This is a genomic window from Spiroplasma sabaudiense Ar-1343 (assembly GCF_000565215.1).
Classification (GTDB): domain Bacteria; phylum Bacillota_I; class Bacilli_A; order Mycoplasmatales; family Mycoplasmataceae; genus Spiroplasma_B; species Spiroplasma_B sabaudiense.
Genome location: NZ_CP006934.1, coordinates 701,400 through 714,740 on the forward strand (window position 1 = coordinate 701,400; position 13,341 = coordinate 714,740).

The 13,341-nt window shown below is 36.7% G+C and carries 4 protein-coding genes and 3 rRNA genes; all 7 read right to left on the reverse strand.

Going from position 1 to position 13,341, the window contains the following annotated elements:
- Window positions 1–64: 64 nt before the first annotated feature.
- Window positions 65–3,691, reverse strand: a complete 3,627-nt coding sequence (locus SSABA_RS03210) for an ABC transporter permease (RefSeq protein WP_025251156.1) — start codon at window positions 3,689–3,691, stop codon at window positions 65–67.
- Between the two features lie 135 nt (window positions 3,692–3,826).
- On the reverse strand, window positions 3,827–4,324 hold the full coding sequence (gene nrdG / locus SSABA_RS03215) for an anaerobic ribonucleoside-triphosphate reductase activating protein (RefSeq protein WP_025251157.1): 498 nt from the start codon (window positions 4,322–4,324) through the stop codon (window positions 3,827–3,829).
- Window positions 4,302–6,458 carry an anaerobic ribonucleoside triphosphate reductase gene (locus SSABA_RS03220; protein WP_025251158.1) on the reverse strand — a complete coding sequence of 719 codons (2,157 nt, stop codon included), beginning with the start codon at window positions 6,456–6,458 and terminating at the stop codon, window positions 4,302–4,304. Before SSABA_RS03220 ends, nrdG begins: the two co-directional genes overlap by 23 nt.
- A gap of 193 nt (window positions 6,459–6,651) precedes the next feature.
- A 5S ribosomal RNA gene (gene rrf, locus SSABA_RS03225) occupies window positions 6,652–6,759 on the reverse strand.
- 111 nt (window positions 6,760–6,870) lie between these two features.
- Window positions 6,871–9,784, reverse strand: a 23S ribosomal RNA gene (locus SSABA_RS03230).
- 272 nt (window positions 9,785–10,056) lie between these two features.
- A 16S ribosomal RNA gene (locus SSABA_RS03235) occupies window positions 10,057–11,577 on the reverse strand.
- The 16S, 23S and 5S rRNA genes sit together here, the layout of an rRNA operon.
- 332 nt (window positions 11,578–11,909) lie before the next feature.
- Window positions 11,910–13,214: a hypothetical protein gene (locus SSABA_RS03240; protein WP_025251159.1), complete on the reverse strand. Its 1,305-nt coding sequence runs from the start codon at window positions 13,212–13,214 to the stop codon at window positions 11,910–11,912.
- Window positions 13,215–13,341: the final 127 nt, after the last annotated feature.

The following is a 13,341-nucleotide window of genomic DNA, read 5'->3' on the forward strand; positions in this document are numbered from 1 at the left end:
AAATATTTTTGTTAATTAATAGTATTTTACAACAAAAAGTTAGAAACAATTTTTGAAAATGCTTCTAACTATAGGCTGTAATATTTGTTAATGGTCGATTTGAAATTTTTAGCATTGCTGTGATTCATCCCACAACCATTATAGCTGCTAAAATCGAGAATGAAATGACTGGGGTTTGTCAATCTGAAGGGAATGGTATTAATATTCCAAACGACTGTCAAACAAATTCCAAAATTCCGGTTCAAACAATCACCGATAGAACATATGCGATTAGGAAGCCGATTAGGGTTCAAATTAAGTAGTTACCCATAACAACTCAATTAATCTCCCCTGGTTTATAACCTAATGCTCGCATTGTTAAGATGATAACTGCTGCTTCATCAACAACAATATTCATAATTACGACTAAAATAATTGTTAGCAAGAATGCTACCAATAAGATAAAAATCGTCATTAATACTGTTGAGCGCGCTAGAATAGTGTCCAGAGTCGCTGTCATTAAATTCAAAGGTATGCTTGATGATAATTCTGTTGAAGCCAGTAAACTTCCATTTGTTAAGACATCAAAACGCTCGGGACCAGAAGCAAAAGTCTGTTCACCAATCCCGTTAAGAATTTCTTGAAAAATAGTTCCAAAAATTGGGGTATCCTTACCAACGGAAATAGCAACATTGTTTTTAGCAAATTTTAGGTTTGCAATTGATTGCCCAATATTATCAATATCAATAGCACCATTAAATAGTGGTTGTTTAGATCAAATTGAGTTTCCATAGACAATTTTATTAGTTTTTAAGTCGTTAATTACTTCATTATCATTTTCATCGCTTGTTTTAAAGGCGTTAAAGTAATTTTCATATGAAGCAATTATCAATGTCCCAAAAGCATTTGAACGATTTATTCCCGAAACCCTAATTGTTAATTCTTGTTTTGTGGTAGTATTTGTACGAACCTTAAACTCGCTACCAACAGATAAATTCAATAACTTAGCAATTCGATATGAAACGATTGAGTTTATTACTGTTGGATCTGAATTTGCAGTTTTTAATTCGTTAAATTGACTATCACTTACTCCGCTAAATTTATAGATATTTTGTGTTCTACCTAAATTATCATCAAAGTAATCTAACTCTAAGTCAAATTTTTGAGAATTTAAATCATTAACTAAGACATCAGTTTTATATTGTAATAACTCTTTTTGAGAATCAATATAAATTTGATTTGGAGTTACCACGGCATTAGCATCCGGCTCTGCTGTTAGAGCCATTGATAACATTGCTCTAACGTCTGGGGATACCCCTTGGAAGAAGTCAACTTTAGTATTGTCATCTGAATTCATTGCTGAATTAGCTTCTAAAATACTTAGATCGTTGCAATTTCCACTAGCTTTTTGTGGGATTCTGCTGTTAACAATTGGTGCTGCCTCTGTCATTAAACAAAGGGTTCTTGAAATATCTTTCAAGTAATAGTTGTTGTATTCTTGTTCAGCATTTTGAAAAGTTGCTCCCATAGCAGTTTTAGAAGCATCTGTTGTTGCAAAATCATCAAGGTTATTAAGGTTTTGAAGGTTAATTAACTCAGGATTGGTTAAATCTGTTTTTGAATAAACTTTTTGAAGGTTAAAAATTCATGCTGGATTTGATATGCTATCCTCAATTAGTAAATCTAACACATGAGCAAAATTTTCTCTAAAGTTACTTGAGTGTGATTTTAATGAGGTTTGAATGTCACCAGTATAGCCAATATTTTGTGAGTTTCTCTCTCTTCAGTCTGAGTTTATTATTGAAACTTTGCCATCCTTATAATCAATTTCTGGAAGTTTTTTTCAAGAAAAGCGGTGATCTACACCATCTTGAACCATTTCATATCCTTGACTAATTGCTGAGCCCATTACAGCTTTAGCTCCCAATTGAAGGGTAAATAGTAATGCTGAAAATGAGAAAATTAAGATAACCATCACAAATTTCCCTTTTCCTCGGGCTGTAAATGATTGTTGTAGCCTTCAAGTAAATCCTCTATTGTGATAACTCAAAGACTGAGCAGTTTTTGTTAAAACTAGACTAGTAATCCCAACTGGGAAAAATACTCATTTCATCACTGTTTTAAAGGTTGATTTTGTTGGTGGTTTTGAAGCATTGGTAATTAATTTCAATGCTGACTCATTCAAATAACTTAAAGTCAGTAAATAAGAAATTAGTGTAAATAATAACGGAATTACTACAAAAATTATTGTTGCAAATCAAAGTGAAAAGTACACACTACTAAATGCATAAGTAACACTACCACTAAACTGTCCAGAAACATAATTTTGTAACGGAATTGAGATAAGATATCCTGCAAAAACACCGATAAAAATAGTTATCAACATTTTGGTTGCAAAAATTCATGAAAGTTCTGAGTTTTTATAACCAAAAGCTTTAAAAATCCCTAATTGAACTCGGGTATTATTAATTTCTTTTTTAATAACAAAGTTTATGAAAATAAATGCCAATACTAGCACAACAACTGCTAAAACTAAGAAAATAATTACTTGAATTCTAATATTACTCAAGGCATTAATGGTTGGATAATCATATTGTGCAGTAATGAAATTTTCTCCCTCACGATAAATCGAGTTTGAATTCATCAAATCAACCGCGAATAAATTAATAACATTTAAACCAGGAATAATATTTTTGGTTCTAATAATTGTGTCAAATTTTAGCGTATTATTTCTATCACTTTTTCAAGTTTCACTACGTAGTTGATCTAAAAACTCATAACTGACAAAGCCATAAGAATAGTTGTCTGGATCACTTGTCAACATTGAATAATTTGAGCTAGGAGTTAGCGTGTCAAATTTTGTTCCAAAACCAACCACAGTGAGCTCTTTTGGTAAAGTTGTTGAATTAATTCCAGGAAGACTAATTTTATCTCCAATTTTAATATTATTAGTTTTGGCATATTTCTCAGTTAGAACAATTTCACTCATTGAATTGGTTTCAATAGTTCTTCCTTTTGAAATAATTAATTGATTAATTGGAGTACCATTTATTAACTGCTCTTTGGTGTTATCAGCTTGACGCAAATCTAGTTCAAAACTATTATTACCAACATCTTGCTTGGTCAAAAAAAATGATAGTTCATAGGAAATGTCAATTTTTTCATTTTGATTAGTTAAAACATTTTCAACAATAAAATAGTTAATATCGTTGTAGTAGTTCTCGCTTAGAATTTCTTGAAATTCAGCACTAAAAATTTCTTGGCCACTAATTTCATTAAATAAAGCAGCCCCACCTTTTTGATAAGTTGCAAAAATGTTACGAATTTCTTTACCCAATTCGCCATGATTGCCCTCTTTTTCTTGATCAACAATTGGTTTTAAATAATTCATTACCGCTGTACTGAAAAGAATTTTTCCTTCTCCTAATGGGTTAGCAATGATTGAGTCTCCATTTGGTCGATTATAAGATTTTCCCTCATAAAAATAGCTAAATAAAAAATTATCATTAAAATAACTTGTTTTTGGTGTCACGTAATTGTCCCAGTGATTAGTTTCATTTTCAATTCCACGATTTTTACTTGTCAGTTGTAAAGGCGTTGCCACCATTCCAACAACAACAGCAGTTAGGGTCAAAACAAAAATAATGGTTCCAAACGTTTCCACTCAGGCTTTTATAAATGACTTTAAATAACTTTTTAGAACTTTTCTCATAATTCACCCTACTATTTTTTGCTTATAATTATTAAATAATTTATACTGTTAATTTGATATATTATACCAAGTTAATTAAATATTTTAAAATTAATTTAAAAAATTAATAAAAAGAAATTATAAAAATAATTTCTTTTAAATCGTTTTAAATCACTCTTTTGTATTAATTATCCTTTGATTACTGCTTCCGCGAAACTCTAATTCAGGGTCATATAATTCTTTAACTCACCGTCCATCAACTAATGTATCAATATTTGAGAGAATTTCAAAGCGAGCTTGACTTTCTAAATTTTCAAAGCGTTGTTCATACAATTCTTCAATTGTAAAACCGGTATATAGTCAAATATTTAAGCCGGTTTGCAATTTTATATCTTTGATTAATTCCAATACTTCAATTGGAGAAAACATTGGATCACCTCCTGAAAAAGTTACTCCATTTAATAATGGATTACTCTTTAAATCAAAGATAATTTCATTATGATATTCTTGATCAAATTCTCTGCCAACTTTAAAACTTCAACTTCGAAGATTATGACAGCCCTTGCAAGCATGCAAACAACCAGAAACATAAATGGAATATCTTCATCCTGGGCCGTCACTTATGGTTTCCTTAAAAATTTTTAGAATTTTCATTATTTAATTTGTGTTTAACCCTTTCGCGCTCCTCTGCTTGCTTACCACTATTTCAGCCATCTAAATCTCCGACTAAATAACCAGTAATTCGACGAGTTCGTGAAATTTCTAAGCTTGCACAGTTTGGGCAGGCCAACCGTATTAATGAACTATAGTTACAATTCTTACAACGATCAACTGGATGATTTAAACTGCCATAATTAATTTCATTATCTTTCATCGCCTTAATAATTCCTAAAACTGCGTGCAAATTCTTTCTAGCCTCTCCATCCAATTCAATATAACTAATACTTCCCCCAAGTGTTAAAGGGTGGTATTTTGCCTCTATTTTAATTTTATCAATTGCCTTAATATTGTAGTAAACTGGGACATGGTTTGAATTTGTGAAATATTCTCGACTTGTGACATTTTCAATAATCCCAAATTTTTTTGCTGTGATTTTGGCCATTCTCCCAGCGACTGATTCTGCGGGGGTACCAATAACTCCAAAATTCAAGTTTTTTGCTCTCTTTCATTGTGTAGCTACTTGGTTAATTGTTTCAATTATTTTTAGACCAAATTCTTGAGCACTTGGTGATTCTCCATGATGGGAACCGGTGAGCGCTTTTAAGGCCTCAGCTAAACCAACAAATCCTAAAGTCAGAGTTCCTTGACTAAAAACTGTTGCAACATTATCGCTGGGTTTTAATTTTGAGCCCCCCTTTAAAATATTATTTTGCATTAAAAATGGGAATTGTTTTGCTTGAGCAGTTATTTGGTAATTAAATCGCTCCCATAGTTGTTCAGCAACAATTTGAGCATTATTTTCAACAATTTTTAAATAGTCATTTTTAATTTTTTCTTGATCTATTTCTTGATAATTAATTTTTTCATTTTTTAAAAGGTTGTGTTCTTGCAAATATTCAAGTGCTAAAAATGGTAAGTTAATTGAGGTAAAGGAAATGTTCCCTCGACCTAAGGGGGTTTTTTCTCCGTTAACATTTTCAAAAGTTCGTGTACGACAACCCATTGTAGCTGGTTCATACTTTCATTTTTGGGGATCATTTATGTTTCAAAGTTCGTGGAAATTAAATGGGGTATCTAAAAACATAAAATTTGGGAACAATCTTCGCGAAGTTGTTTCAATCGCTTTTAAAAACAAATCAAAGTTAGGAGTTTTTCAATCGTTAACTTCTGACCATTGGCTTTGACTTAAACCAAAAGCGCGTTGAACATCAGCTTCATCGTAATTAACTTCCTCTTTAACCTTGAAAATAACAATCGGAAAAATTGAAGTTTCACCATTTCCCAAACCATTATTCAAAGCTTCCAGTAACATAAAGGTTACTAATCGACCGGATTTGCGTGAATCAGTTCCTAAATTAATTGATGAAAAAACAACTTGATTTCCTCCTCGGGAGTGCTGGGTATTTAAGTTATAAATAAATCCTTCCATTGCTTGCATAGTCTCTTTTTCAAGATGTCTTTCAGAAATCTCAACGATTTTATTAAATAATTTCTCATTTGCAACAATTTTTTTAGAGATTAAGTCTTTTTGAAATTTTTCTTTTATTTCTTTTGATGTGTCAAAATTAAAACAATGCTTTTCAATTAATTCATCAAGTTGTTCTTCAAATGAAAATTTTGAATTCGTTAATTCATGAAAATCTTTAATTAATCTAATAAAAATTTTAAGAAAGCTTTTGTTGACTCCAGGAGCCATGAAATAATCAAAAGCTGGAATAGCCTGACCACCATGCATTTCGTTTTGAGCCGTTTGAAAGACAATGGCTGCCAATTCTGCATAAACCCCGATTGATTTCGGGGTCTTAATAAATCCGTTTCTAGTTTTAAAACCCTTTTCAAATAATTCTTCTAAGTCATACTGAACGCATGTTGCAGATTTAGTAATATAAAAATCTAAGTCATGAATATGAATTAGCCCTTGCTCGTGTAATTGGGCAAATTTTTTGTCCACAACGTTAGTTAGTGCAAATTCTTTACTGGTAATTGAAGCAAACTTCATCATTTGACCACTTGGTGTATTTCCATTCATATTGGCATTTTCATTTTTTAAATCATTATTTTGAGTTGCAATAATTGATTTAATTTCATTTTGATTTTTGTGTATTTTAAAAGCTTTATCTTGATTCATAATTTTGTCCTCATCTTTATCTATTTATAAAATACTCCTTTTTTAGCATAACTGTGAATTTGCACTTTGATTTGAACATTAAAAAAAGCCGATAAAACTTAGAGTTTTTCAAAATGAATAGGAAATTATTTTTTAGTTTTGTATTCAAAAAGTAAAAAATAAAAAAACCTAGTTTAAAACTAGGTTTTTTTTGAACTGGCACTGTGCTATTTTGCACTTTCGTACTATCGTCGCCGCAGTAGAGCTTAACTTCTGTGTTCGGCATGGGAACAGGTGCGACCTCTACGCTATGAGCACCAGATCGGTTTTTTTGAAACAATAATATCCTTTAATCGAAATTGAAGGTGATTATTCTTTCAAAACTGAACATTAGATTTAACATAAATTTGCAACTTTTTAGATTTTTCTTGATTCTAAAAAGACTCTCGATCTATTAGTACTGGTAAGCTAAACACGTCACCGTGCGTACACACCCAGCCTATCAACCATGTGGTCTACATGGGATCTTACTTGCTAAACAATGGGAAAACTCATCTTGAAGGAGGCTTCTCGCTTAGATGCCTTCAGCGATTATCCGTTCCGCATATAGCTACCCTGCTATGCTCTTGGCAGAACAACAGGTGCACCAGGGATGCGTCCAACCCGGTCCTCTCGTACTAGGGTCAGCTCTTCTCAATTTTCCTACGCCCACAACAGATAGGGACCAAACTGTCTCACGACGTTCTGAACCCAGCTCGCGTACCGCTTTAATGGGCGAACAGCCCAACCCTTGGAACCGACTTCAGCTCCAGGATGCGATGAGCCGACATCGAGGTGCCAAACCTCCCCGTCGATGTGAACTCTTGGGGGAGATCAGCCTGTTATCCCCGGGGTAACTTTTATCCGTTGAGCGACGGCCCTTCCACACGGGACCGCCGGATCACTAAGTCCTGCTTTCGCATCTGTTCGACTTGTAAGTCTCGCAGTTAAGCATTCTTCTACCTTTGCGCTCTATGTATGATTTCCAACCATACTGAGAATACCTTTGAGCGCCTCCGTTACATTTTAGGAGGCGACCGCCCCAGTCAAACTACCCACCAGACACTGTCCCTGATCCGGATAACGGACCGAGGTTAGAACCTCAATGTAACAAGGGTGGTATTCCAAGGATGACTCCACAACCACTAGCGTGATTGCTTCATAGTCTCCCACCTATCCTCTACATGTTACACCAAGATTCAATATCAAGTTATAGTAAAGCTCCACGGGGTCTTTCCGTCTAGTTGCGGGTAACCAGCATCTTCACTGGTACTAAAATTTCACCGAGTCTGTAGCCGAGACAGCGAAGGGATCATTACGCCTTTCGTGCGGGTCAGAACTTACCTGACAAGGAATTTCGCTACCTTAGGACCGTTATAGTTACGGCCGCCGTTCACCGGGGCTTCAATTCATGGCTTCGTCGAAACTAACCACTCCTCTTAACCTTCCGGCACTGGGCAGGCGTCACCCCCTATACTTCGTCTTACGACTTTGCAGAGAGCTGTGTTTTTGCTAAACAGTTGCCCCTTCCTCTTCACTGCGGCTCACATAAAGTGAGCACCCCTTCTCGCGAACTTACGGGGTGATTTTGCAGAGTTCCTTAGCTACAGTTTTCTCGCTTGCCTTAGGATTCTCTCCTTGACCACGTGTGTTCGTTCTAGGTACAGGTACCATGTAGATTAGCGCTAGAAGCTTTTCTTGGAAGCATGGAGTCATGGACTTCGCTACTAGCCGAAGCGTTCACTCCCCATCACACTTCAGAGTTAAAGTACGCGGATTTGCCTACGTACACCCCTTTGTGCTTAGACCAGCATATCCAACAGCTGGCTTCCACTATCCTTCTCCGTCACTCCATCACTCTACATAGTAGTACAGGAATATCAACCTGTTGTCCATCGACTACGCCTTTCGGCCTCGCCTTAGGTCCTGACTAACCCTGGGTGGACGAACCTTGCCCAGGAAACCTTGGTCAAACGGCATGGGGGATTCTCACCCCCAAACGTTACTCATGCCGGCATAATCACTTCTAAGCGCTCCACCAGTCCTCACGGTCTGACTTCATCGCCCTTAGAACGCTCCCCTACCACTGACGCTTACGCGCCAATCCATAGTTTCGGTAGTATACTTAAGCCCCGGTACATTTTCGGCGCAGAATCACTCGACTAGTGAGCTGTTACGCACTCTTTAAATGATGGCTGCTTCTGAGCCAACATCCTAGCTGTCTGTGCAATTCCACATCCTTACACACTTAGTATACATTTTGGGACCTTAACTGATGATCTGGGCTGTTTCCCTCACGTGCATGGACCTTATCACCCATGTACTGACTGCCGAGTATGAAACAATGGCATTCGGAGTTTAATTGCATTCAGTACCCCTAGGTGGGGCCATCATACATTCAGTGCTCTACCTCCATTGTCCTAAACCTCGACGCTAGCCTTAAAGCTATATCGGGGAGAACTAGCTATCTCCGGGTTCGATTGGAATTTCACCGCTAGCCACAAGTCATCCACGGTCTTTTCAACGAACGTTGGTTCGGTCCTCCATTTGGTTTTACCCAAACTTCAACCTGCTCATGGCTAGATCACCCGGTTTCGTGTCTACGACATCGTACTAAACGCCCTATTAAGGCTCGCTTTCACTACGGCTCCACGGATTCCGCTTAACCTTGCACGATATCGTAACTCGCCGGCTCTTTCTACAAAAAGCACGCCATCACCCATTAACGGGCTCTGACTTCTTGTAAGCATATGGTTTCAGGAACTATTTCACTCCCCTCTCGGGGTACTTTTCACCTTTCCCTCACGGTACTGGTTCACTATCGGTAAAATGGTAGTATTTAGGCTTACCCAGTGGTCTGGGTAGATTCCGACAGGGTTTCACGTGCCCCGCCGTACTCAGGATACCTCTTCGAGATTAATGTATTTCGCATACGGGACTATCACCCTCTGCGGTGCTGCTTCCCAACAGCTTCTGCTATACATTAATTTTGTAACTCTAACTAAGGTCCTACAACCCCGGTCCGTAGACCGGTTTGGCCTGTTCCGCTTTCGCTCGCCGCTACTGACGGAATCTCATTCGATTTCTTTTCCTCTTGGTACTAAGATGTTTCAGTTCCCAAGGTTCCCTTCTCATGACCTATGAATTCAGTCATGGATAATACGAGATGAATCGTATTGGGTTTCCCCATTCGGATATCACCGGATCAAAGCTCACTTCCAGCTCCCCGATGCTTTTCGCAGGTAGTCACGTCCTTCTTCGGCTCCATTTTCCAAGGCATTCACCATATGCCCTTACTATACTTTTTAGAGAAAAACCTATTGCAAATTTATGATTTCAATTTTAGTTTTTTTAATAACAATTGATGTCTAATTTTTTATTTATATAAAACAAATAAGAAAATTGTATTTTTTCATCTAATATTCAGTTTTCAAAGAACAATTCTTTTTTCAAAGATTATCAATAATTTGTTGCCAAATTATTCAAATAATCTCTGAAAACTAAATAGAACATAAAAGATAGTCGAAGCTGTTAATACACTTAGTCACTTTCAGCTTCATTACTTAAAATCTCTCCATAGAAAGGAGGTGATCCATCCGCACGTTCCCGTACGGATACCTTGTTACGACTTCACCCTAATCGCTAATCCTACCTTGGTAGGCTCCCTCCTTACGGTTAGGACACCTGCTTCTGGTATTACCAACTCTCATGGTGTGACGGGCGGTGTGTACAAGACCCGAGAACGTATTCACCGCGGCGTTGCTGATCCGCGATTACTAGTGATTCCGGCTTCATGAAGTCGAGTTGCAGACTTCAATCCGAACTGAGATCGGCTTTTTGAGATTAGCTCCCCCTCGCGAGATTGCGACTCTTTGTACCGACCATTGTAGCACGTGTGTAGCCCAGGACATAAGGGGCATGATGATTTGACGTCATCCCCACCTTCCTCTAGCTTACACTAGCAGTCTCATTAGAGTCCTCAACTGAATGTTAGTAACTAATAATAGGGGTTGCGTTCGTTGCGGGACTTAACCCAACACCTCACGGCACGAACTGACGACAACCATGCACCACCTGTCTCAATGTTAACCTCCACTACATCTCTGTAGTTTTGCACTGGATGTCAAGCCCTGGTAAGGTTCTTCGCGTTGCTTCGAATTAAACCACATGCTCCACCACTTGTGCGGGTCCCCGTCAATTCCTTTGAGTTTCACTCTTGCGAGCATACTACTCAGGCGGAGTACTTAATGCGTTAGCTGCAGCACCGACATAATGCCGACACTTAGTACTCAACGTTTACGGCGTGGACTACTAGGGTATCTAATCCTATTTGCTCCCCACGCTTTCGTGCCTCAGCGTCAATAACAGGCCAGTAGATCGCCTACGCCACTGGTGTTCCTCCAAATATCTACGCATTTCACCGCTACACTTGGAATTCCATCTACCTCTCCTGTATTCTAGCAAAGCAGTTTTCAAGGCGAACCGGAGTTGAGCTCCGGGCTTTAACCTCAAACTTACAAAGCCGCCTACGCACCCTATACGCCCAATAAATCCGGATAACGCTTGCCACCTATGTATTACCGCGGCTGCTGGCACATAGTTAGCCGTGGCTTTCTGGTAGGGTACCGTCAGACTAAGAGCATTTCCTCTCCTAGCTATTCTTCCCCTACAACAGAGCTTTACGATCCGAAAACCTTCATCACTCACGCGGCATTGCTTCATCAGACTTTCGTCCATTGTGAAAAATTCCCTACTGCTGCCTCCCGTAGGAGTCTGGGCCGTATCTCAGTCCCAATGTGGCCGATCAACCTCTCAGTTCGGCTACGTATCATCGTCTAGGTGAGCCATTACCTCACCTACTAACTAATACGCCGCATCCTCATCTTTTAGCGGTCCAAACGGACCTTTCAACACCTTCTGATGCCATAGTGGTGTATTATGCGGTATTAGCAGTCGTTTCCAACTGTTATCCCCCTCTAAAAGGTAGATTAGACACGTGTTACTCACCCGTTCGCCACTGGGTGCAAGCACCCCGTTCGACTTGCATGTATTAGGCATGCCGCCAGCGTTCATCCTGAGCCAGGATCAAACTCTCATTTAAAAAAAACGTGACTATATTTGATTCTGACTATCCTTTATTTTATTAAACTCAAACAAATTGATACAAGTTAAATTGTACAATTAATGATTGTTGTAAATTGTTCTATTTAGTTTTCAAAGATCATTTGGCGCAATATCGCGACTTATTGATAATATCAAATGTGTATTATCATGTCAACAAAAAAAGTCATTTTATTTATTTTTTTATAAAATAAATATTTTTACAGGTAAATAAATTTTCACAATGTAAATAAAATAATTATAAAAAAAATAAATTCCTTTTGGAATTTATTTTTTACTAAGTTGTCTTATTTAAAATTAAGCTTAGTTAGACTAGGCGTCATCTCCCCAGTCAATGGTTTTATCATAAGTATAGATACTTTTAATTTTTTCAATTTCAGCTTCATTTGGCTGATAATAATTTTTTTGAGGTGCTTGATTTTGGAGAGATGCTGGGTGCTTTTTCAAAATATCTCTATTAGCGTGACGAATAGCTTCTCATATTCTATCTGAATCCCCTAAAAATATTTTATTTTCGTACTCGGGTTTAATTAAATCACGATTGCGTTTAAATCCACGGAGTGGGTCATGGAAGGTAACCCCAATTGGTCCGCGATCTTCAAATTGCTGAGCTTTTTGTTTCCCACCACGTCTTGGAGTAATTGTTTTGACATAGGGATCTATTAAAATTGGCTCATAAACAGATTCTTCAATGATTGGTAGTGGTTCTTTGGGTTTAAAACTGTTTGCTTCGTCTTGAACAATAATAAGAGGATCAACAATTTGTTCATCTAAAGTTTGATTTAATTCTTGAGTTACAAATTCTTTTAAAACTGGTTGGGGTTTAATTTCCTCTTCTTGAGTGATTGTATTTGTAATGGTACTCTCCTCTGTAAACCCTTCCATTTCAGCTGGACTCTTCGCTAAATCTGAGCGTAAACGATTAATTTTTGAGTTTAAATCAATCGAGTCCTCGCCCATTCTCAAAGTCTCTGATGCTTTTGGTTGTGGTTGGGTAAAATTTTCTTTAACATGATTATTTTGAGTTTTATCAATTTGAAGACGACTTTTTTGGCAAAATATTAAAATTATATTAGTAATCGCAAAAAATAATACCGGGAAAAATATTGCTGGATTAATTTGCTGAACAGCATTTAGCCCATTTTGGGGGTTGGTAGTTTCTAAAAAGAAAAAAATTGAAATTGGCTTATTTGAAAAAACCGCTTCATCAAAATCAGAGTTAAAATTTGAAAATCCGAAAGTTACTTGAATGGCGATTAATAAAATAATAGCTATTGAATACGATATTGTTCCAAAAATTTTAATATTTTTTGAGACTCCCTTTTTAAAGGCTACTGAAACTATAATTAGCGAGATAAAACTTAAAATTATAATAAGTAAGAAACCCGATAAAATAATAGTTGTGATTAATTTTTGCAAATCTAAAGCTGCTGAAGTTCCACTTGCAATCGCTAATATCCCAAACCAATTGAAGAAACCTGTTGAAGTACTCAAAACCTCATAGTTACCATTTGAAAAAGCCTCTTTATCAATAACGGTCTGATCTATTACAAAAATTGAAGATAATAAAATAATTAAATAGATAACTGCAGTAAATAGTGTAAATTTTTTTATCATTTTAATCTTCAATTCCTTTCGTAACTTATATAGATAATTATAGCATATTTAAGTGATTTTTTTAAGGCATTCATTCGCTGGGAAGACTGACATTTAAAAAATAAAAAAGTAGAATTTAGAAAATAAA